Here is a 22,017-nt window from a genome sequence, read left to right on the forward strand (position 1 = left end):
CGTCTTTTGTTATCATATCGGTGATTTTTGGAAATGTCGGAATCTGCTCTTCAGATAATTGCTCGCGGCCTGCGCGTTCCGGCCGAGACGGCAGCTTCGGCTATCGATGCGGACGTTTTGCTGGAAGGCGCGACCTATTCGATCCTCGAAGAGGATGAAGATCTGGGCATCTGGCGTATCGACGCCTTCCCGACCACGGACGAGGAAGCCAAGGGCATCGAGGCCCATTTGCGCGCCGTCGAAGGTCTGGAAGTGATTGTTGAGAAGCTGGCCGATGCGGACTGGCTGGCCATGAGCCTGTCGGGCCTGCCGCCGGTCGAGGCCGGTCGTTTCTTTGTTTATGGCGCACACGACCAAGGCAAGGTGCCTGAAGGCCGCGTGACCCTGAAGATCGATGCGGGCGCAGCGTTCGGCACAGGCCACCACGGCACGACCGTTGGCTGTCTGGATGCGTTCGACAAGCTGCTGGAGAAGGGCGAGACCTTCGAGAAGGTTCTGGATGTCGGTTGCGGCACCGGCGTTCTGGCCATTGCTGCGGCCAAGACCGGCACCCCGATTGCTGTCGGCACCGATATTGACGAGGCCTCGGCCCGTATCGCCAATGAAAACGCCGATATCAACGATGCCAAGTGCGAGTTCTATTTCGCCAGCGGCCTGAACGATGCCCGCGTGGCCAAGAATGCGCCCTATGATCTGGTGTTCGCCAATATTCTGGCGGCTCCGCTGGTCGAACTGGCCCCCGAGATTGCGCAGGCCCTGAAGTCGGGTGGCGTGGCCATCCTGTCGGGTCTGCTGCGCACGCAGGAAGACCGCATCCTCGATGCCTATCGCCCGCTGGGTTTTGTGGTGGAACAGACCATCCACAATGATGCCTGGTCGGCCCTGCAACTGCGCAAGGCATAAAAACCGCCTAAACGCCGTCGGAGGCTCTGGCCCCCGACGGCGGTCGGGCGTAGTCAAAGGCTATGAGACAGACCTTCGACGAAACCACCGACCCCTCGTTTGGCGCGAAACACCTGCCTTTGGTGCGTGCCGAAATGGCGAAACAGGGCCTTGATGGCCTGCTGGTCCCGCACGAGGATGAACACCAGAACGAATATCTGCCCGATGCCAACGAGCGTCTGGCATGGGTGACCGGCTTTACCGGCTCGGCAGGGGCGGGCGTTGTGTTTGCCGACAGTGCTACGGTTTTTGTGGATGGTCGCTATACGGTTCAGGCCAAGGCTCAGACCGATGCCGCATTGTTCGCGCGTGTGCCGCTGAACGAACAGAATGCATGGTTGTCTAAAAACGTGAAGGCCGGTCAGGTCATCGGCTATGATGCGCGTCTGCACAGCCCCGATGCGCTGGACGCCTTGCGTGCTTCTGTCGAAAAGGCGGGCGGCAAGCTCAAGCCCGTGGACGGCAACCCAATTGATCTGGCGTGGAGCGATCGCCCCAACCAGCCTCAGGCCCCTGTGGTACCGCACCCCGATAAATATGCCGGTGAAAGCGCTGCCTCCAAGCGCGAGCGTATTGGCAAGGCGATTGCGGCCAAGGGCGGCGATGTGGCGGTTCTGACCGCGCCGTCGTCGCTGGCATGGCTGTTCAATATCCGTGGTGGCGATGTGATCCGCACACCGTTGCCGCTGGGTCAGGCCATTGTGCGTGCCGATGGTTCGGCCACCATATTCCTTGATCCGGCCAAGATCACCGATGAACTGCCGGCATGGCTGGGCAATGAGGTCACGCTGGAAGCTCCTGCCGCGCTGGAAGGCGCTCTGGCCTCGCTGTCGGGCCAGAAGGTTGTGATTGATCCGGCCATTTCGTCGGCTTGGTATTTCGAGCAACTGGAACAGGCCGGTGCCAGCGTGGTTCGCGCCATGGACCCGTGCGCCATTCCGCGTGCCTGCAAGAACGAGATCGAGATCGAGGGCAGCCGCCGCGCCCACATCCGTGACGGCGCGGCCCTGACGCGCTTCCTGCACTGGGTGGATACGGTCGCGCAGGAAAACCTGCCGAATGAGCGCGCCATCGTTGAAGCCCTAGAAGGTTTCCGCGAGGCGACGGGCGAGCTGAAAGACCTGTCGTTCGACACTATTGCTGGTGTCGCCGCCAATGGTGCCCTGCCGCACTATAAGCCGGTCGGGGCCAAGATCCGTCCGATGGAAAAGGGCAGCCTGCTGCTGGTGGACGGTGGCGGCCAGTATCTGGACGGCACCACGGACGTCACCCGCACCATGGCCATTGGTGAGGGGACGGATGAACAGCGCCGTATGTTCACCCTGGTCCTGAAGGGTCATATCGCTATGGCCGTGATCCGCTTCCCGCAGGGAACATCGGGCATGCAGCTGGATGCTGTCGCCCGCCAACCGCTGTGGAATGCCGGTTTTGATTATGACCACGGCACCGGCCACGGTGTCGGCTCATACCTCGGTGTCCACGAAGGCCCGCAACGTATTGCCCAATGGGGCACCAGCCAGCCATTGCTGACGGGTATGATCCTGTCCAACGAGCCGGGCTATTACCGTGAAGGCGATTGGGGCATCCGTATCGAGACGCTTCAGGTCGTAACCGCTCCGAGTGTGCCCGAGGGCGGCGAGCGAGCTTTCCACGGCTTTGAACAACTGACTCTGGCCCCGCTGGATCGCAAACTGATCGATCTTGATATGCTGACGCCGCAGGAACGCGCCTATGTGGATGCCTATCATGCCGAGGTGTGGGCCAAGGTCTCGCCTCTGCTGGCCGATGGTGTCCAGAAGGACGAAGCCGCGCTGGCGTGGCTGAAGGCACAGACGGCCCCGTTATAAGGGCGCTGTAAATATGCTGGGAGCCATTGCCCTTCTTCTCATCTGCCAGATGGCGGGGGAGGCTGTTCACCGGTTTGCAGGCGTGCCTGTGCCGGGATCGGTGATCGGCATGGCGCTCTTGCTGGTCTGGCTGGCCTTGGTGCGCCGCGAACGCCCGTCACTAGAAGTGGTGACAGGGTGGCTAACGACGCATCTGGCCATCATGTTCGTGCCGGCAGCGGTCGGGCTGATGAACGAAGGGCCGGTTCTGGCCCGTCATGGCGTGGCTATTATTGTCGCCACTGTGATTTCCACCCTTCTGACGCTGGTGGTGACGGCGCTGGTCTTCCAGTGGGCCGTCCGGCGTATGGAACACAAGGATCGGAAGCATGACGGTGCCTGATCTGTTCACGACGCTGTTGTGGCTGTCGGTCACGGTATTGGCCTTTGCGGGTATGGACCGTCTGTCACAGAAATTGGGGCGGCATCCGCTGGCCCATCCGGTTTTGTGGTCGGTGCCTGTGATTATCGCGGCCCTGTGGGTGACGGGCACGGCCTATGACACCTATGTCGCCTCGACCGCGATGATCAGTTTCCTGCTGGGACCCGCCGTCGTCTCTATGGCGGTGCCGATCTGGGAACAGCGCAAGGCCATACGCAAACTGGCCGCACCGCTTGCCTTGGCGGTACTGGCGGGGGCCATGACGGCCATTGTTTCGGCTGTCGGTATTGTGTGGATGTTTGGGGCTCCGCTGGACATCATGGCCTCGATCGCGCCGCGTTCGACCACCACACCGGTGGGGATGGCCGTGGCGACGACGCTGGGCGGCATTCCGGCACTGGCGGCCATCATCATTATTTTTTCGGGAGTACTGGGGGCCATGGTGGCCACGCCGATGCTGAACCTGATGCGGATACGCGACTATCGGGTGCGCGGCTTTGCAGTCGGGGTTGCCGCCCACGGCGTAGGCTCGGCCCGTGCCTTTCAGGTCAGCGAAACCGCAGGGGCCTATGCGGGCCTTGGCATGGCGTTGAATGCAGTGGTGACGGCGACGCTGCTGTCCATCGTCGCGGCGCTGATATGATATGAAAAAGCCCCGCAGCCTTGGCTACGGGGCTTTTTATTGGGCTTGTGACCGGATTACTGAACGCGGGTCCAGGTCTGGGTCTTGCACAACGGGGCCACGATGCAACCGCGCAGACGCAGGGTGTTGTCATTGGTCATGGTGATGGTGCCGCGATAGGTGCCGCCATCCTCGGGATTATAGACCGAGCCGCCGCGCCATTCGGACGGGCCGCCGGTAAAGCCCGACAACATACGCAGGCCGCGCAGGGTGCGACCGCGCTGGCTCTCGTCCTTGTTGCGGGCATCACGGACATCGGGATTGGCGCGGATGTGCGACGAGGTGACCAGCGTGCCGCACAGGGCGCTGCCACAGCGTTCGATGCGGACCTGACCGCCATTGGTCGGGGTCTGCCACAGGCCGGTCGGGTCACTGGCCAGAGCGGGTGCCGCCATGGCCGAAACGGCCAGAGCAGCAGCGGCGAAAATCATGGTCTTCATGGTGTCTACTTCCCAAGGTCGGATCACGAGGTCAGTTCATAGGGGGAGCGGATCCGTTGACCACAGGTTGCTGCCAGATTGCGTTATAAACAAGACCTAAAATTACTGTGTTTTATGCTTTTAAAACATGACCTTGCGTCAAGATTTAACAGTAATAAGGTCCAGAAAATCGGCTTCAGACAGCAGTTTCAGGCCCAGATGGCGGGCGCGGTCCAGCTTTGATCCGGCACCATTACCGACCACGACCCAGTCGGTCTTGGCGCTGACCGAGCCCATGACGCGGGCACCAAAACGTCCAGCGATTTCTTGGGCTTCGTTACGCGAAAAACGTGTGAGCTGCCCCGAAAATACAACCCGTTTTCCATCCATGGAACGGGGCATGCCGGGCACGGGGCGATAGACATCCGAGAAGACGCTGGGGGCGTTGTTGCTGCGCGGCCGAGCTGCGCGCGGGGCCGAACAGGCCGAATAACCGTTGGACGACATCTTGCCGATGCTGACCTGGGTTTTACCAGCCAGATCATGCAGGGTTTGCGCCTCGCGCAGTCTCATGGCTTCAAGGGCGATTTCGGCACAGACAAAGGCATCTTCGCCTGCATCATGGTGTTTGAAGGCGATGCCGAGATGGTCGCCCAGCACATTCAGACGTGCCGAGCCCAGATCGGACCACACTTTCTGGGCCACCTTGACCGTGCACAGATAGTCGAACTCGGGATAGGACAGAGCATAGGCGTCACAACTGGCGCGCACCACGCTCATGTCAAAGCCCGCATTGTGGGCCAGCACCATGTCGCAGCCATCTATGCGCTCGCGCAGGCTGGCCAGAACGTCGGGGAATTCTTGCGCATCCTCGACCATGTCGGGAGTAATGCCGTGGATGCGGATATTGACCGGCGCAAAACGCATTTCCGGCGGCCGGATCAGGTGGGTTTCGCGGTGGGTGACGCGACCATTCTCGATCCACGCCAGTCCGATCGAACAGGCGCTGGCGCGCTGCTCGTTTGCCGTCTCGAAGTCGATAGCGACCGCTCGCATACTCGAACCCTCAGTCCTCAGCTGATGAGGGCGAGCCATTCGTCCTCGGTCAAAACCTGCACCCCGTGCTTTTCGGCATCCTTGAGTTTGGAGCCCGCGCCGGGACCGGCGACCAAATAATCTGTTTTTTTGGAAACGGAACCCGAGACTTTAGCGCCAAGGCTTTCTGCGCGTGCTTTTGCCTCGTCACGCGTGAATTTTTCCAGCGATCCGGTGAACACCACGGTCTTGCCCGCGACCGCAGTATCGGTTCGGGCCTGTTCCATGGCGACAATGGTTTCCAGTTCGGATTCCAGAGCTTCGATCACCTGAAGATTGTGTGGCTCGTGGAAAAACTGCGCCAGCGTGCGGGCGGCGACGGGGCCAACACCGGACACGCCGCCGATCTGGTTCAGCATCTCGCTAGGGCCGTGGTTACGGGCAATATCGGCAAGGCGAACGACACCTGCCCAGTCCTCGGCCTTTTCAGCAAGGCTGCGGCGGGCAGGGGCAGCCAGAGCGGGGAAGACCTGTTTCAGGTTCATATCCATGGCCCCATCTGCCCACGGTGCGGTGGCGGGCACTTCGGTGGTGGCCAACTGTTCCATAACGCGCGGGGAAATGGCGTGGGTAGCGGCCAGATCATACCAGTCTTCACTGGGGATGCCCTTTGAAGCTTCGATAGCGGCGGCCTTGAGTGCCTCCCACGATCCGAAATGGCGGGCGAGGATTAGCGAAGTCTGTTCGCCAATATCAGGAATACCGAGCCCGAACAGGAAGCGGTCCAGACTGATGGTGCGGCGCGCATTGATACCGGCGATCAGGTTGCTGACGCTGGTATCGCCATAGCCGTCCTCGCGGCGCAGAGCCGTCAGTTTTTCCTCGTCCTTGGCCAGACGGAAAATATCGGCAGGCTGTTTGATCCAGCCGCGTTCGTGGAAGGCGATCAGGTGTTTTTCGCCAAGACCCTCAATGTCAAAGGCGCGGCGGCTGACGAAATGCTTAAGGCGCTCGATGATCTGGGCATTACAGATCAGCCCGCCCGTGCAGCGGCGCTTCACCTCGTCGCCCTCTCTCACGGCCTCTGATCCACATTCGGGGCAGATGGTCGGGAAAATATAGGGTTGGGTGCCTACAGGACGTTTATCGATCACGACGCCAAGGATTTGCGGGATCACATCGCCTGCGCGCTGTAGGGTGACGGTATCGCCGATGCGCACATCCAGACGCTCGATCTCGTCCTCGTTGTGCAAGGTGGCATTGCGCACCACGACACCGCCGACCGTGACGGGATGCAGGCGGGCAACAGGTGTCAGGCTGCCGGTACGGCCGACCTGGATGTCGATGCCTTCGAGGATGGTGGTGGCCTGTTGGGCGGGAAACTTGTGCGCGATGGCCCAGCGCGGGCTGCGAGCGATGAAGCCGAGGCGCGCTTGCAGGTCGAGACGATCGACCTTGTAGACGATGCCGTCAATGTCATAGCCCAGTGTGGCGCGGTCCTCACCCAGTTGCGTATAGAGGTCGATCAGACCCTGTGCGCCTGTAACATGGGCGGAGCGTTCATTGACCTTGAAGCCCCATTCGCGAAACTTTTCCAGCGCGTGATGTTGGGTGTCGGTGAAAGGCTCCGACACTTCGCCCCAGGCATAGGCAAAGAAGTTGAGCGGGCGCTGGGCGGTGATGTTCGGGTTCTTCTGGCGCAGCGATCCGGCAGCAAAGTTGCGCGGATTGGCATAGGTTTTTCCGCCCAGCATCGCAGCATTGGCGTTGAAAGCGTCAAAGGCTTCGGTGGGTGAATAGACCTCGCCACGGATTTCGATGACGGCGGGCCAGCCGCTGCCGGTCAATTTTTGCGGAATGTCGGCAATGGTTCTGAGGTTGGCGGTTACATCTTCGCCGGTCTTGCCATCACCACGTGTGGCCCCGCGCACCAGCACGCCGTTCTCATAGCGCAAGGAGGCCGACAGACCGTCGATCTTGGGTTCGGCGACAAAGGCGACCGGATCGCTTTCCGGCAGGTTCAGGAATTTGTGCACCCGAGTGACGAAGTCGCGCACATCGCTGTCGTCGAAAGCATTATCCAGCGACAGCATGGGTACGCCGTGGCGCACCTCGGCAAACTGTTCGGATACGGGCGCGCCGATTTTTTGCGACGGGGTGTCGGGGCGGGTCAGGGACGGGAAACGGGCCTCGATATCCAGCGCACGTTTTTTCAGCGCATCATATTCGGCGTCGCTGATGCGGGGAGCATCTTCGCCATAATAGGCGTTGTCATGGACTGATAATTCCTCGGCCAGACGCGCCAGTTCCTCGCGGGCCTGATCCTCGCTCATTGAGCCAACAGAAAGGGGAGCGGAAAAAAGATCGGCCATATGGGAATCGTCAGTCACAGTCAGGGGCGGTGCGGTATCCTAGCATCCGTCGCGTACATGACAGAAAGCTAATCTGGACAACGGGCAAAGCGTCACTAGGCTGCGCGAAAATCTTTCGGAGCCTTTGCCTATGCGTCCGCTGTCCGCCAGCCTGATTATCGCCGCTGTTCTTGGCCTTGCCGCTTGTGAAACGGCACCCGCGACCTCGACCGCGACGCCGGCTGTGGTGGCCAGTGCCGACTACAGCCAGTTGATGGACGATCTGCGAATCCTGTCGGCCGATGACATGCAGGGCCGCGATACCGGTAGTGAAGGCGGGGCTAAGGCCCGCACCTATATAGTCAATCGTCTGGAAGCGATGGGCATTGCCCCGTCGTCCATGGGGCGACTGCAACCGTGGGAAGCGCAAGGCCGTTCCCCCGATGGTCCGAAAACCTTTAACGGCACCAATATTCTGGGCGTTATCCCGGGCACGCGCGTGTCGGACAAATACATCGTCGTCACCGCTCATTATGACCATGTCGGCGTGCGTGATGGCCATGTCTATAATGGCGCAGACGACAATGCATCGGGCGTGGCGACCATGCTGGAACTGGCCAAGCGCCTTAAGGCCAACCCGCCCGAGCATAATGTACTGATCGTGGCGCTGGATGGCGAGGAGCGCGGGCTGTTGGGTGCCAAAGAGTTTGTCGAGGCTCCGCCTGTGCCTTTGTCGTCCATCGCCATGAACATCAATTTCGACATGACGGGCCGTGCCGATGTGGATGGCTATCTGTGGGTGACCGGTACCTATCAGCACCCGTATTTCCGCACGGCGCTGGATCCGGTCCAGCCACGCGGTTCGATCCGTTTGAACTTTGGCAAGGATACGCCGCAAGATACCGGATCGGATAATTGGGTGATGGCGTCGGACCACGGCATGTTCCACCGCGCGGGTGTGCCGTTCCTGTATTTCGGCGTGAACTTCCACGAGGACTATCACAAACCGTCCGACGATTTCGAACGCATCAGCCCCGCCGCCTTCCAGTCGGCCACCGAGCTTTCCATTGATAGTTTCCGCCGTCTGGACAGTTGGCTGAACCGGTAAAAAAGACTTGAAAAGGCCAAGATTTAGGTTGCCATTTCCCTGATCTTCACACGGGGACATATGGATGTCTGCTATTCAGGGACTGGACCTGCAAACGGTTCAGAGAATCCGCAAGGGCGTGCTTTTTCTTGGGCTGATGGGCGTTATCGCCATGGCCCTCGTGACAGCGTCTTTGGGTAACCATGCCTTTCACGAAGGTATCGAGGCTGTGGGCCTTGGCTTGATTATTGTCTGCATCGTCGGACGGGCATGGTGCTCGCTCTATATTGGCGGACGCAAAAAGGCCGAGATCGTTGACCGTGGCCCTTATTCTGTCAGCCGTAACCCGCTCTATGTGTTCAGCTTTATGGGCGCATTCGGCATGGGGGCACAGACGGGCAGCTTGACCTTGGCCATGGTGTTCCTGTTGCTGACCTATGTGGTGTTCTATTTCACGGTAAAGCGCGAGGAAGCCTGGCTAGCGGGTCAGTTCGGACAGGTTTACGCTGATTATTGCGCCCGTACCCCGCGTTTTGGTCCTGATTTTTCCAAATGGCGGGATGCCGAGGCGCTGGATGTGCGTCCGCGTTTCTTCCTGCTGACCCTGCGTGATGGACTGATGTTCCTTGTCGCGATTCCGCTTTTCGAGGCGGTAGAAGCTATGCAGAATGTTGGCTGGTTGGCGACTGTTCTGAGGCTTCCGTGACAAAACGCAAATGGGTGGTGCTGGCTGTGAGCAGCCTACTGTTGGGCTGCGGTCCTGAGGAAGAGGCCGCGCAGCAGTCGTCACCCGTTTCTGTGAACACAGAAACGCCGCCGCGCTATGCGGTGAACCTTAAGGCCGATGTGGCGGGCTATTATGTTCCCGCCACGGACGTCCAACACCAGAACTGGCGTTTGAAGCATATTGCTTTCAAGGATGATGCGGCTCTGCGTCACTGGATGATGACCAATGACCGCACGGCGCAGATCGCGCCGGTCTTGCTGGTATTCGAGGATATGGAGGAGGGGCCCAAAACCCCTTCTGGCGATCGTCGCACCCTGACGCTGGTGCCTGCCGGTTTTGGCCTGTCGGACAAAAAGGTCTCGATACAGGCGATTTCGGCAGGACTAGGCCCTGTGACCTTTGACGGGCGCTGGGTGACTGAGGGGCGCGCCTTGCAGGGCGATTTAAAAATCGGCACGCAAAGCTTTGAAAACATTACGCTGAATACAAAAACAGGGAGCCGCTAGGCTCCCTGTTTCATATTGTTTGACACGTCAGTCGTTTAGGCGACTTCGGTGCGGACGATCTTGCCCGGCGCGCGCGGCGGCTCGCCCTTCGGCAGGGCGTCGATCACATCCATACCTTCGATGACATTGCCCCAGACAGTGTATTGCTTGTCGAGGAAGCGGGCATCATCGAAGCAAATGAAGAATTGCGAGTTGGCGCTGTCCGGGTTGGCGGTGCGGGCCATCGAGCAGGTGCCGCGAACGTGCGGTTCTGCGTTGAATTCTTGCTTCAGGTTCGGCTTCTTGGAGCCCGAGGTGCCGGTGCCCGTCGGATCGCCGCCTTGTGCCATGAAGCCAGCGATGACGCGGTGGAACACGACGCCGTCATAGAAGCCTTCCGAAGCCAGATCGGTGATCTGCTTGACGTGGTTCGGAGCCAGGTCCGAGCGCAGCTTGATAACGACCGGCTTTTCTTGATTGTCGCCGGTGTCGATGAAGAAAGTAAGGGTTTCGGCCATTTTGGCGCTCCTTGGCTCAGTAAACTTGTGCGCGGGTCATAGCGGTAGAACGCGCGTGAGGCTATGTGGGAAGTATGACTGATAAAGAAAAGCCTGCCGAGCAACCCGTCGAGCGCCGTCGTATGGTGCGTCTGCCTACCGGCGGAACCGCTGCGGGGCGCAGTCAGGGCAAGAAAATCAAGACGGCGAAGGAAAAGACGCTGTCGCAACAGGCGTGGATCAAGCGCCAACTGACCGATAAATGGTCCGAACGCGCGCGTGCCGAAGGCTGGCGCAGCCGTGCGGCCTTCAAGCTGTCCGAGATCGACGACAAGTTCGGCCTGATCAAAAAAGGCAGCCGCGTGATTGACCTTGGCGCGGCACCCGGTGGCTGGATTCAAGTGTGTCTGGATCGCGGTGCGGCAGAAGTGGCCGGTGTAGACCTATTGATGATCGAGCCTATCCCGGGCGCGTTCCTGCTTCAGGCTGACTTTACCCATCCGGGCGTGGATCAGCAGTTGATCGAGGCTTTGGGCGGGCGTCCTGACCTTGTCCTGTCGGATATGGCCCACAATACGATCGGCCACCGCAAGACGGACCACCTCAAGATTATCGCCCTGATCGAGATTGCGGCGGACTTTGCCATTCGCACCCTCAAGCCGGGCGGCAATTTTGTCTCCAAGAATTTTCAGGGGGGCGATGCCGGTGGCGTTCTGACCCGTCTGCGCGAAGAGTTCGAGACGGTGAAGTATTTCAAGCCGGAATCCAGCCGTAAAGACAGCGCCGAGGTCTTCCTCGTGGCCCTGAATAAGCTGGACAAGCACAAACTGGACAAGAGCAAGGGATAATCGGGCATGGCGGTGCGGACGGCGTTTGCAAATCAATCGGCCATCTGCACCAAGGCCGGTGCCCCTTTTACGGGGTGCCTGTGCCGCCTGGTAGGCGAGAGGCTGGATGACAGCACCGCCCTTGGCGCGCGCATCCTGAACTGGAGCGGAAACCCTTCGCATGAGGGCGATGCCCTGCCGCTGCGTCTGATGGGCGGGCTGCATGCCTTGGCGCGTGACAGGCGCTATGCAGAATGGTCGGCGGTTTACCCGCCGTCTGTGGCCCCCGCTGATGAGGCGCTGTGGGCCTTGCTCAATGGCGTTCTGGCGCGCCATGCCGTTTTTATCGCGCCGTGGCTGGATGGTCCGCCACAGACGAACGAGGTTGGTCGCTCGGCTGCCCTGATGGCGGGACTGCTGGTTCTGGCTGACCGCTTTGGCCTTGGGTTTGAAACCTATGAGCTTGGGGCCAGTGCGGGGCTGAACAGCCGTCTGGATCACTATGCCCATGATCTGGGCGGGGTGCTGGCGGGCGATCAGGCATCCAAGGTGCGCTTGCAACCGCAATGGACGGGCAGGGCACCGCCACAGGCCTATGTGGTGATCGGCCAAAAGCATCTGGTGGATCTGAACCCGCTGGACGCCACAGACCCCAAGACACAGGCGCGGCTGAAGGCCTATGTCTGGGCCGAACAGCTAGAGCGTCTGGCGCGGCTGGAGGCGGCATTGGAGGTGGCTGGGCGCTATCCGTTGGCAATTGCCAAGGCCGATGCGGCGGACTGGCTGGAACAGGCTCTGTCGCCCGCGCCTGTGGCCGGTGTGTGCCGCGTCGTCATGCACACGATTGCCTATCAGTATTTCCCGCCACAGGCGCAGGATCGCATCCGCGCGCATCTAGAGAAGGTTGGGCGTCTGGCGCGTCCTGATGCGCCCTTGGCATGGTTGTCGTTCGAGCAGTCCGAACGCGGCGGCTCTGAACGCCGGCCGTTACTGGAACTGACCGTATGGACGGGTGGGGCCGAACCTGTGACGCAGGTTCTGGCCCAGTGTCAGCCCCACGGGGCCGAGATCGACTGGAAGCTCTAGGCGCGTTTGCTTTCCACGCGCGTCCAGATGCGGTCGTGGAAGGTGAAGAACACCGTCTGCACCAGAGGTTCGGTCAGGCCGATGGCCAAGGCCGCACGGATGTCTTGGGTCAAGGCATAGGCCACGCTGACGGCGACCATGAAATGCATGACGCCATAGGTCAGGGTTTTCAGCGCAATCTGTTTGAACGAGCGGGGCAGGGCATGGCTGTGTCCCGAATGATCAAAAGGGCTGCGACCATGGGCGCGGCTTTGCTCGTCGGGGGACATGACGCCGATGCGCGACGTGAAGGCCTCGGCGGCTTCTTCCAGTCCCGAATGCAAACGGCGTTTTTCAATCAGGTGCCAGACACGGTCATGGATGGCATAGGCAAAGGTCTGGAAAACCGGCTCGACCATGCCGATAGCCAAGGCCAGACGGACATCGCGTGTGATCGCAAAGGCCACTGCGATAGCGACCACAAGGTGCATCACACCATAGCTGGCTATTTTCAGCGCCAACTGGCGGGCAGTGCTGAGGATCAATGCGACCATTCATTCAAAATGGGACCAGAAGACCGAGGTTTCAAATGATAAATTTTTATTATGGATATAGCCATTTTCTAAGCGTGGTCTTTTGCTTGGTCGCTTCCTGCCAAGCTTTTGATCGTAGGATTTGGTTGCGTACATTGACCGGATAGCGGCGGTTTTGATTAAGAACCTCTTGCCTAAAGGTGGGGTTTCGCTCTATACGCGGCCCGCAAAACGGAGACTCCCCAATGGAGATACGCGAAGGCCTTACCTTCGATGATGTTTTGCTCGAGCCGGGTCCGTCGGAGGTTATGCCTGCTGACGTTGACGTCTCGACGCGCTTGACGCGCGACATCACACTGAACATCCCGCTGCTTTCGTCCGCGATGGACACAGTCACCGAAAGCCGCCTCGCGATTGCGATGGCTCAGGCTGGCGGTATGGGCATCCTTCACCGCAACATGACGATCGACGAGCAGGCCGAGCAGGTTCGTACCGTCAAGCGTTATGAAAGCGGTATGGTCATCAATCCTGTGACCGTTTCGCCGGAAACCACGCTGGGCGAAGTGCGCGACATCGTGGCCCGCAAGAAGATTACCGGCTTCCCTGTCGTTGATCCGGCAACGGGCCGTCTGGTCGGTATGCTGACCAACCGCGACATGCGTTTCGAGAACGATCCGTCGATCAAGGCGTCCAGCCTGATGACTACGGGGGAACTGATCACGGTACGCGAAGGGGCCAGCCGTGAAGAAGCCCGAGAGCTTCTGCGGACCCGCAAAATCGAGCGCGTCATCGTCGTTGACGAAGACAACCGCGCTGTCGGCCTGATCACCATGAAGGACATCGAGAAGGCTCAAGCCTTCCCGTTCGCCGCCAAGGACGAGCAGGGCCGCCTGCTGGTCGGTGCTGCCTCGACCGTCGGTGACGCCGGTTACGAACGCGCTATGGCGCTGGCTGAAGCCGGTGCCGATGTTGTCGTCATCGACACCGCCCACGGCCACTCGGCCTCGGTCGCCGCTGTCGTTGAACGCATCAAGCGCGAGAACAACCGCATCGCTATCATTGCTGGTAACGTTGCCACCTATGACGCAACCCGCGCCCTGATCGATGCCGGTGCCGACGCCGTTAAGGTGGGTATTGGCCCGGGTTCGATCTGCACCACGCGCATCGTCGCCGGTGTTGGCGTGCCGCAACTGACCGCGATCATGGATGCTGCCCGTGCTGCTGAAGGCACTGGCGCTACCGTCATTGCCGATGGTGGCATCAAATATTCGGGCGATATGGCCAAGGCCATCGCTGCCGGTGCATCGGTTGCCATGATGGGCTCGATGTTCGCAGGTACCGATGAATCGCCGGGCGAGGTCTTCCTGTACCAAGGCCGTAGCTACAAGTCGTATCGCGGCATGGGTTCGGTCGGTGCTATGGGGGCTGGCTCTGCGGACCGCTATTTCCAGAAGGAAGTGTCGAGCGAGAAGCTGGTGCCGGAAGGTATCGAGGGCCAGACGGCCTATAAGGGCCCGATTGCTCCGGTCATCCACCAGATGGTCGGCGGTCTTCGTGCTTCAATGGGTTATGTCGGTGGTGCAAACATTGGCGAGTTCCAGAAACGCGCCCGCTTTGTACGCATCACGGGTGCTGGCTTGCGCGAAAGTCACGTCCATGACGTCATGATTACCCGCGAGGCCCCGAACTACCGTCAGGGCTAAATCCAAGGATTAAGACATGACCATCGAGCTGACCTATCTGAGTGCCACTCTCGCCCTTGCTCTGGTGCAGATTTTTCTGCCCGCAGGCGCGCGAACCTCGGAGTTCGGCTTGAAATGGAATGCGGGCCCGCGTGACAGCACGCCTTCGTCGGGAAAACCCCTGACAGGGCGTCTGGAGCGGGCCCAGTCCAATCTGTTCGAGACCCTGCCGCTGTTTATCGGTGCTGTGCTGATCGCCCATGTGGCGGGGGCCAACGGCGCGATGACAGTGTGGGGCTCGGCGCTCTATTTCTGGGGGCGGGTGGTGTTCGTGCCGCTCTATGCCATGGGCATCCCCTTTATCCGGTCGCTGGTATGGCTGGTCTCGCTTGCGGGACTTGTCATGGTTCTGGTGGCCCCGTTTATTTGAACTGAAGTCCATTGACCCCAGCCGCCCGTCTCGCCGCCGCCGCATCCATCCTCGATTCCATCGCGCAGGGCCGTCAGCCCGCCGAGGTGGTGATGAAGGCTTGGGGCACCGCCAACCGCTATGCCGGTTCCAAGGACCGTCGTGCCATTGCCGACCGCGTCTATAAGGTCATCCGCGCCCGCGCCCGTCTGAGCTGGATCATGGGTGGCCGTGAAGATGGCCGCGCTCTGGTGATCGGCAGCCTGCACGCGCTGGACAACCTGTCACTGGAAGAGATCGAGGCACTGCACTCGGGCGAGGGCTATGGCCCGCGTCCGCTGTCCAAGCAGGAACGCAGCCGCATCACCGCCGTCGAAGGCGAGCTGCCGGGTTGGGTGGCTGCCGGCCTGCCGAAGTTCGTGGTCGAGGACTTCCAGAAGACTTACGGCGACAACTGGCAGAACGAAGCGCACGAGCTGATGGCACCGCGCGCGCCGATCGATCTGCGTATCAACAGCCTGAAGACCACCCGCGAAGACGTCGAAGGTGAACTGCGTGCTGCCGAACTGTCGCCGGAATACACCCCGTGGTCGGAACTGGGCCTGCGCCTTGCCGCCGAGCCGCCGCCCAATATTCAGGCGCTGGAAGGCTTCAAGACGGGCGCATTCGAAATTCAGGATGAAGGCAGCCAGATCATCTGCGCCCTCGTCGATGCCAAACCGGGCACGACCGTTGTCGATTACTGCGCCGGTGGTGGCGGCAAGACGTTGGGTCTGGCCCAGTCGATGCAGGGGCAGGGCCGTCTGGTGGCCTCCGACGTGGTCAACAAGCGTCTGGAAAACATCCGTCCGCGTCTGGAACGTGCGGGCGTCGAGGCTGAACTGGTCCTGATCGGCCAGAACGGTGGCGGTCTGGAAGCCCTGAACGACGCGGCCGATCTGGTGCTGGTCGATGCACCTTGCTCGGGTTCGGGCACATGGCGTCGTCACCCCGAGGACGCATGGCGTCTGACGGCCGAAGAGGTCGAGCGTCTGCATGGCCTGCAAACCCGCATCATGTCGCAAGCGGCCAAGCTGGTGAAGGTGGGAGGACGTATCGCCTATGTCACCTGCTCGATGCTGAGCCGCGAGAACGAAGACACGGCAGCGGCGTTTGAAGCGGCCCATCCGAACTTCAAGCCGATTGCCCTGACCGAGGACATGCACGCCGTCGCAACCCTGGCCAAGGGGCACACCCTGCGGATGTCGCCTGCCTCGACCGGCACGGACGGCTTCTTCTTCGCCCTTTACGAGCGCGCCCAGTGAGGGCACGGGTCGAACGCATCGGAGACGTCACCGTCCTTCCGGTGATGGCGGCCCCTGCCGAATATCGCCAGCAGCTTCAGGCGCGTATTCGCCCGCTGATGACGGGCATCGGTCCGGTGGAAGGGGCGATTGCACTGACCGCCGAACTGTCCCGCCGTGAGGCCACCGGCGACATGCCTGATCTGGTGGTGGTGCTGGGCTCGTCGGGTTCGCCGACGCTGGAACACGCCGCCGTCTATCAGGTCACGTCCGTCGATTATCGCGACATGGATGCCAGCCCGCTGGGTTTCCCCAAGGGGATTACGCCGCTGCTGGACATGCCTGCGGTTCTGCCCTTGCCCTGCCGTCTTGAGGGCGTGCCTCACGCCACGCTCTCGACAGGGGCCAATGTGGTGTCCGGTGCCGCCTATGACGCGCTGGACGCCGATATGGTGGACATGGAGACATTCGCCCTGCTGCGATCGGCCCAGACCTTCTGCGTGCCGATGATGGCATTGCGCGGGGTGTCGGACGGCAAGGCCGAACTGACCCGTCTCGAAGACTGGACCTCCACGCTCGATCACGTCGATGCCCATCTGGCGGATGCATGGGACAAACTGGTGGCTGCGCTGGAGCGCGGCGGCCTGCATGCCCTGATGCCCGCCACACTTGAACAACCGGCCGCAAACGGCCTAGACCCCGCCGCAACTCCCGTATCGGATTCGCTTTCATGACCCAGCCGACCCAACACCAGAAGGTGCTTATCGTCGACTTCGGCAGTCAGGTGACGCAGCTTATTGCCCGTCGCCTGCGCGAGCTGAATGTCTATTGCGAGATTCACCCCTATACCAAGGCCACCACAGCCTTGGAGGCCATGCAGCCTCAGGCCGTGATCTTCTCCGGTGGACCCAACTCGACGACCGACGCTGACAGCCCGCGTGTCGATCACAAGATTTTCGAATATGGCGCGCCGATTTTCGGCATCTGCTATGGTGAGCAACTGATCTGTGCCGAGCTGGGTGGCAAGGTCGAGAGCGGCCATGACCGTGAGTTTGGCCGCGCCGATATCAGCATCGTCAAGGACAGCCCGCTGTTCGCCGGTATCGCCAAGGCGGGCGAGAACGAGCCGGTCTGGATGAGCCATGGTGACCGCGTCACCGCCATCCCCGAAGGCTTTGAAGTCATCGCCACCTCGGAAGGCGCGCCCTATGCGGCCATCGCCCATACCGAGAAGAAAATCTACGCCGTGCAGTTCCACCCCGAGGTGATGCACACCCCGCGCGGCGCGGAAATGCTCAAGAACTTCGTCTATAACATCGCCGGCCTAACCGGTGACTGGACGATGAAGGCTTACCGTGACGAGCAGGTCGCCAAGATCCGCGAACAGGTCGGTAGCGCCAAGGTCATCTGCGGCCTGTCGGGCGGTGTAGATTCGTCGGTGGCGGCGGTTCTGATCCACGAAGCGATCGGTGACCAACTGACCTGTGTGTTTGTGGATACGGGCCTGCTGCGCAAGGACGAGGCCAAACAGGTCACAACCCTGTTCCGCGAGCATTACAACATCCCGCTGGTTCACGTTGATGCCTCGGATCGCTTCCTCGGCGAGCTGGCTGGCATCTCTGACCCCGAAACCAAGCGCAAGACGATTGGTCGTCTGTTCATCGAAGTGTTCGATGAAGAATCGTCCAAGATCGAGGGCGCAGAGTTCCTTGCCCAAGGCACGCTCTATCCGGACGTTATCGAGAGCCTGTCGGCTTCGGGCGGTCCGTCGCAAGTCATCAAGTCGCACCACAATGTGGGCGGCCTGCCGGACTATATGAAGCTGAAGCTGGTCGAGCCGCTTCGTGAACTGTTCAAGGACGAGGTTCGCGCCTTGGGTCGTGAACTGGGCCTGACCGAAGCCTTCGTGGGCCGCCACCCGTTCCCTGGACCGGGTCTGGCCATCCGTATTCCGGGCGAGATTACGCCGGACGCGGTTGCCACCTTGCAAGACGCTGATGCCATCTATCTGGACGAGATCCGCAAGGCGGGCCTCTATAACGAAATCTGGCAGGCCTTTGCAGTGCTGCTGCCGGTCAAGACGGTTGGTGTGATGGGCGATGCCCGCACCTATGAAAAGGTTCTGGCCCTTCGTGCCGTGACCTCGACCGACGGTATGACCGCCGACTTCTTCCAGTTCCCGTGGGAAGTTCTGGCCCGCACGGCCACCCGCATCATCAATCAGGTGCCGGGCGTGAACCGCGTTGTCTACGATGTGACCTCGAAGCCTCCGGGCACCATCGAGTGGGAATAAGCGGCTGGGGCGGGGTGCGGATCTGCGTATCCCGCCTCGCCACAAGGTATTGAAGCATCAGGTAATAAGCCAATGAATACCAACGAGAAAATCTATTCCGGTAAGACCAAGGACATCTATGCCTTGCCGAACGGAAACATCCTTCTTGCCTTCAAGGACGATGTGACCGGCGCGGACGGTGTGATTGATCCGGGTGCCAATACCGTCATCGGCAAGGTCGAAGGCAAGGGCCGCAAGTCTCTGGCCATGACCGATTACTTCTTCAAAGGCCTGCGTGCGGCCAATATCCCCACCCATCTGGTGCAACTGGATATCGAGCAGGGCACGATGGAAGTTCGTCGTGCCGAGCCGCTGGGCAAGGACATCAACGGCGCTGGCGGTCTGGAGTTTGTATGCCGCACCCGTCCGTGGGGCAGTTTCATCCGTCGCTATCAGCAATACATCCGCGATACCGAGCAAAAGCTCGACTACCTCGTGGAAATCACGCTCAAGGACGATGAGCGCGGTGATCCGCTGATCAATGACGATACGCTGGTTGCACTGGGCCTTCTCAGCCCGGCCCATCTGCAACAGGCTAAGGACATTACCCGCAATGTCTGCCGCATCGTCGAGGCCGATCTTCGCGGCAAGGGTCTGACCCTGATCGATATGAAGATTGAACTCGGCCTTGTGAATGGCGAGGTCGTTGTCATCGACGAGATCTCGGCCGATGCCATGCGCGTCATGGATGACAGCGGCACAGTTCTGGCCCATGGCACGGTCTACGAAAAACTGATCGGTGCCTGATCTGTAGGGCGGGGAGCTGCTCCCGAGCCAAAAAGTAACGCCTGAGACTGGATCACAGTCTCAGGCGTTTTTTGTTTAGTAGGTAAAGGTCAGGTCCACGCCCCACATGCGGGGTTCGGTGATGCCCACAAATGGTGTGCCAAGCGTGGTGGCGGTGATGTTGTTCACGCCGGTCACATACTGGTTGTCGAACACGTTGTTGACGTAGAAGCCGAGCTGGTAACGCTCGTCGGGGGTTCGCCAGTAGATACGGACATCCGTACGATTCTGGGCTTCGGACGGGTCGAACCACGGGGTTTGCAGGCATGAACCCTGACCCACAGATGTTTTGTTGCATCGGCCTTCGCCGCGATAGGCATGGACCAGTTGCATATCCAGTGAGCCCATATCGGCCATGTGGTGGCGATAGGAAATGCCTGCCGATGCCGACCACAGAGGCTCGCCCGTTGGTTGACCATCGAGCGGGCCGTCATCGGTCATCTTATGCTTGTAGGTGGCATCGATATATTGGGCATTGGCGAACAGGTTCAGCCCGTCCACTGGCTCCATATCCATCTGCATATCCAGACCCCAAGCGGTGTCGTCGCTGGTCTCGACCAGATATTGCGGCACGTTCGATCCTGCCGGTGTTACCAGACGGATGGATTGCTTGCCGTCATAATCATACTGGAAAGCCGAGATGTTGAAGCGGGTGCGCGAACCCAGATCGCTTTTCAGACCGACTTCAAAGTTTTGCACGTCTTCGTTGTCGAAGCGCGAGCCGACCTCGACGCTGTTAAAGCCACCGGCCTTATAGCCCTTGGCATAGGAGAAGAAGATCATCGCCTTGTCGGTCAGCTTGTAATCGGCGACGAAGCGCGGGCTGAGGTCCGACCATGAATCCGACAGTTCGCAGGTGACGCCTTCCTGAACGGTGACGCCGTTATCGCAAGGCACACCGGCCAGACCCGACAGGTCGAACACATAGTCTGAATACAGATAGCCCAGGGCCGGTCCCATATAGGTGTCCAACACGAAATTGGTCATTGGGTCGTTCAGCACCGCGTCCAGTTCGGGGGCAATGCGCGGTCCGTTGAGCCATTTGAACGATTTTTCATCGCGGGTGTAACGCAGGCCGAAGGTCAGGTTCAGCTTGTCATTGGCAGCCCAGATAACGTCCGCGAAAAGGGCGCTGGCAGTAAACTCGCCTTCATTGATCATGTTCTCCTGCCAGCTGTGGCCCAGCGTACTGGCCGGTATATTGGCCATGCCGAGGATCATGTCGGCCAACGAAAAAAGCGGCTGACCGGCGGCATTGTTCAGGATGGTGTTGATCGTGCCGGTGGTGGCGTAGGTGTCGCTACGTTGTTTGGCGTCTTCGGAATAGTAGCTGGCACCGGCGATCCAGTTGAAGGCACCGGTTTGGCCCGCAAGGCGGAATTCCTGATACCAGGAGGTGTTCTTCTCGACGTTATTGGTATCGAAATACAGGTCGGGGCGATTGGTGCCGTCTTCGTCCTCGCGGTTCTCGGTCTTGAAGGTGCGGGCCGAAGTCAGAGAGGTGAAATCGATGTCGCCAAAGGCGTGGGTGATAGTCAGGACCACTTCGTCGAGGCGGCGTGTCTCGTGATTGTCGATCACATCATTGCGGATGCCGACCTTGAACGGGTCGAGATAATCAGCGGGATCGGGCGGGAAGGCGGGTAGACCGGGGGCGGCGGGCAGGGCGACAATACCGATAGCGGGGCGGGCATCCTGATCGATCTCGTCATGCGACCAGCTCAGATTGACTTGCGTATTGGCACCGACATCCCAGCGCAGGGCAGCACGCGCGGCCCAATTGTCCTCTCGGTCATAGTCCTCGCCGGTGGCCTCGTCGGTCATCCAGCCGTCGCGCTTGTTGACCAAGGCGTTGAAGCGCAGGGCGAGATTGTCGTTGATCGGCACGTTTAGCAGACCTTCGACGCGGCGCTTGTCATATTCGCCCAGTCGCACGCCAAGGCGAGCCTCGAATTCGTCGCCGGGTTTATTTGTGGTGATGGATACGGCACCCGCGGCGCTGTTGCGGCCAAACAGGGTGCCTTGCGGGCCTTTTAGCACCTCGATGCGCGACACATCGCTAAAGGCCAGTAGCGCGGCACCGGAGCGGGCCGCATAGACGCCATCAACATAGACGCCGACCGCGGGATCAGTGCCGACACCAAAGTCCGAGGTCGAGACACCGCGAATGCTATAGCGGGCCTGGGTCGGGCTGGTATTGGAGACAGACAGGCCGGTAACGAAAGCAGATATATCGCCCATATCGTCTGCAGCCATAGATTCCAGCATCTGGCCGGTGACCACATTGACCGTGATCGGTACTTCCTGAAGGCTCTGCTCGCGCCGCTGTGCGGTGACAATGATTTCGCCAAGGGCTGTCGGTTGCTGCGCCATAGCGTCTTGTGCCGCGACCAGTTCGGGGACGGCCAGCGCGGCTAAGGCTACGCTGGCGGCCAATGTCGTCTTCAGACCTTTTTTGGTTTTGATCATAGTTGCCCTCCCAGACCACTGTTATCTGTTTTCACGAAACAGAATATTATTCCGTTTGACAAGGGGCTGTGTGTCTATGTGGCTTACACGCGCGCCAAGTCATGTTAGACCCAGTGGCTATGACGAACAGGAGGTTGT

General features: G+C 60.3%; 21 protein-coding genes. 15 read left to right on the plus strand and 6 right to left on the minus strand.

What is annotated here, in order from left to right; genetic code table 11:
- Positions 1-33: 33 nt before the first annotated feature.
- The 4 genes from WEU32_RS05575 (at position 34) to WEU32_RS05590 (ending at position 3,853) form a co-directional block, all read left to right on the plus strand.
- The gene (locus tag WEU32_RS05575) at positions 34-903 is read left to right on the plus strand and encodes a 50S ribosomal protein L11 methyltransferase (RefSeq protein ID WP_406853156.1); all 870 of its coding nucleotides are present in this window, start codon (positions 34-36) and stop codon (positions 901-903) included.
- Between the two features lie 62 nt (positions 904-965).
- Entirely contained in the window at positions 966-2,789 is a 1,824-nt protein-coding gene (locus WEU32_RS05580; protein ID WP_406853157.1) for an aminopeptidase P family protein, read from the plus strand.
- Between the two features lie 13 nt (positions 2,790-2,802).
- A complete protein-coding gene (locus WEU32_RS05585; RefSeq protein ID WP_312813735.1) occupies positions 2,803-3,171 on the plus strand; it encodes a CidA/LrgA family protein in 369 nt (122 codons plus the stop codon).
- Positions 3,158-3,853, plus strand: coding sequence for an LrgB family protein (locus WEU32_RS05590; protein ID WP_406853158.1), 696 nt, complete (start codon positions 3,158-3,160; stop codon positions 3,851-3,853). The genes WEU32_RS05585 and WEU32_RS05590 overlap by 14 nt, the downstream gene beginning before the upstream one ends.
- Positions 3,854-3,909: 56 nt before the next feature.
- Here the strand turns inward: WEU32_RS05590 and WEU32_RS05595 are convergent, their stop codons facing one another.
- The 3 genes from WEU32_RS05595 to ligA form a co-directional block, all read right to left on the minus strand.
- The gene (locus WEU32_RS05595; RefSeq protein WP_406853159.1) at positions 3,910-4,332 is read right to left on the minus strand and encodes a DUF2147 domain-containing protein; all 423 of its coding nucleotides are present in this window, start codon (positions 4,330-4,332) and stop codon (positions 3,910-3,912) included.
- Between the two features lie 138 nt (positions 4,333-4,470).
- A complete protein-coding gene (locus tag WEU32_RS05600; RefSeq protein ID WP_406853160.1) occupies positions 4,471-5,367 on the minus strand; it encodes an exonuclease domain-containing protein in 897 nt (298 codons plus the stop codon).
- Between the two features lie 17 nt (positions 5,368-5,384).
- Entirely contained in the window at positions 5,385-7,718 is a 2,334-nt protein-coding gene (gene ligA / locus WEU32_RS05605) for an NAD-dependent DNA ligase LigA (RefSeq protein ID WP_406853161.1), read from the minus strand.
- 130 nt (positions 7,719-7,848) lie between these two features.
- On the opposite strand from ligA, the gene WEU32_RS05610 reads away from it, so the two are divergent.
- From WEU32_RS05610 to WEU32_RS05620, 3 genes are all read left to right on the plus strand, one after another.
- Positions 7,849-8,805, plus strand: coding sequence for a M20/M25/M40 family metallo-hydrolase (locus WEU32_RS05610; RefSeq protein ID WP_406853162.1), 957 nt, complete (start codon positions 7,849-7,851; stop codon positions 8,803-8,805).
- Between the two features lie 64 nt (positions 8,806-8,869).
- Positions 8,870-9,490 carry a methyltransferase family protein gene (locus WEU32_RS05615; protein ID WP_406853163.1) on the plus strand — a complete coding sequence of 207 codons (621 nt, stop codon included), beginning with the start codon at positions 8,870-8,872 and terminating at the stop codon, positions 9,488-9,490.
- Positions 9,487-10,017 carry a hypothetical protein gene (locus tag WEU32_RS05620; protein WP_406853164.1) on the plus strand — a complete coding sequence of 177 codons (531 nt, stop codon included), beginning with the start codon at positions 9,487-9,489 and terminating at the stop codon, positions 10,015-10,017. The genes WEU32_RS05615 and WEU32_RS05620 overlap by 4 nt, the downstream gene beginning before the upstream one ends.
- Positions 10,018-10,052: 35 nt before the next feature.
- Here the strand turns inward: WEU32_RS05620 and WEU32_RS05625 are convergent, their stop codons facing one another.
- Positions 10,053-10,514, minus strand: a complete 462-nt coding sequence (locus WEU32_RS05625; RefSeq protein ID WP_312137921.1) for a peptidylprolyl isomerase — start codon at positions 10,512-10,514, stop codon at positions 10,053-10,055.
- 74 nt (positions 10,515-10,588) lie between these two features.
- On the opposite strand from WEU32_RS05625, the gene WEU32_RS05630 reads away from it, so the two are divergent.
- Positions 10,589-11,341: an RlmE family RNA methyltransferase gene (locus tag WEU32_RS05630; RefSeq protein WP_406853165.1), complete on the plus strand. Its 753-nt coding sequence runs from the start codon at positions 10,589-10,591 to the stop codon at positions 11,339-11,341.
- Positions 11,342-11,347: 6 nt separating this feature from the next.
- Positions 11,348-12,406 carry a DUF2332 domain-containing protein gene (locus WEU32_RS05635; RefSeq protein WP_406853166.1) on the plus strand — a complete coding sequence of 353 codons (1,059 nt, stop codon included), beginning with the start codon at positions 11,348-11,350 and terminating at the stop codon, positions 12,404-12,406.
- Here the strand turns inward: WEU32_RS05635 and WEU32_RS05640 are convergent.
- The gene (locus WEU32_RS05640) at positions 12,403-12,939 is read right to left on the minus strand and encodes a DUF2061 domain-containing protein (RefSeq protein ID WP_312813713.1); all 537 of its coding nucleotides are present in this window, start codon (positions 12,937-12,939) and stop codon (positions 12,403-12,405) included. The two genes, WEU32_RS05635 and WEU32_RS05640, sit on opposite strands and share 4 nt — an antisense overlap.
- A 224-nt stretch (positions 12,940-13,163) precedes the next feature.
- On the opposite strand from WEU32_RS05640, the gene guaB reads away from it, so the two are divergent.
- The 6 genes from guaB to WEU32_RS05670 all read left to right on the plus strand — a co-directional run bounded on the left by guaB (position 13,164) and on the right by WEU32_RS05670 (position 19,371).
- Positions 13,164-14,621, plus strand: coding sequence for an IMP dehydrogenase (gene guaB, locus WEU32_RS05645; RefSeq protein WP_406853167.1), 1,458 nt, complete (start codon positions 13,164-13,166; stop codon positions 14,619-14,621).
- 16 nt (positions 14,622-14,637) lie between these two features.
- Complete coding sequence (locus WEU32_RS05650) at positions 14,638-15,030, plus strand: MAPEG family protein (RefSeq protein WP_406853168.1); 393 nt, start codon at positions 14,638-14,640, stop codon at positions 15,028-15,030.
- Between the two features lie 11 nt (positions 15,031-15,041).
- Entirely contained in the window at positions 15,042-16,313 is a 1,272-nt protein-coding gene (locus tag WEU32_RS05655; RefSeq protein WP_406853169.1) for an RsmB/NOP family class I SAM-dependent RNA methyltransferase, read from the plus strand.
- Positions 16,310-17,026 carry a 5'-methylthioadenosine/S-adenosylhomocysteine nucleosidase gene (locus WEU32_RS05660; protein WP_406853170.1) on the plus strand — a complete coding sequence of 239 codons (717 nt, stop codon included), beginning with the start codon at positions 16,310-16,312 and terminating at the stop codon, positions 17,024-17,026. Before WEU32_RS05655 ends, WEU32_RS05660 begins: the two co-directional genes overlap by 4 nt.
- Positions 17,023-18,585: a glutamine-hydrolyzing GMP synthase gene (guaA, locus tag WEU32_RS05665; RefSeq protein ID WP_406853171.1), complete on the plus strand. Its 1,563-nt coding sequence runs from the start codon at positions 17,023-17,025 to the stop codon at positions 18,583-18,585. Before WEU32_RS05660 ends, guaA begins: the two co-directional genes overlap by 4 nt.
- Before the next feature lie 72 nt (positions 18,586-18,657).
- Positions 18,658-19,371, plus strand: a complete 714-nt coding sequence (locus tag WEU32_RS05670; protein WP_406853173.1) for a phosphoribosylaminoimidazolesuccinocarboxamide synthase — start codon at positions 18,658-18,660, stop codon at positions 19,369-19,371.
- Between the two features lie 75 nt (positions 19,372-19,446).
- Here WEU32_RS05670 and WEU32_RS05675 read toward each other — a convergent pair whose 3' ends face one another.
- Positions 19,447-21,879 carry a TonB-dependent receptor gene (locus WEU32_RS05675; protein ID WP_406853174.1) on the minus strand — a complete coding sequence of 811 codons (2,433 nt, stop codon included), beginning with the start codon at positions 21,877-21,879 and terminating at the stop codon, positions 19,447-19,449.
- Positions 21,880-22,017 lie beyond the last annotated feature (138 nt).

The organism is Brevundimonas sp. BH3 (assembly GCF_045345115.1).
Taxonomy (GTDB): domain Bacteria; phylum Pseudomonadota; class Alphaproteobacteria; order Caulobacterales; family Caulobacteraceae; genus Brevundimonas.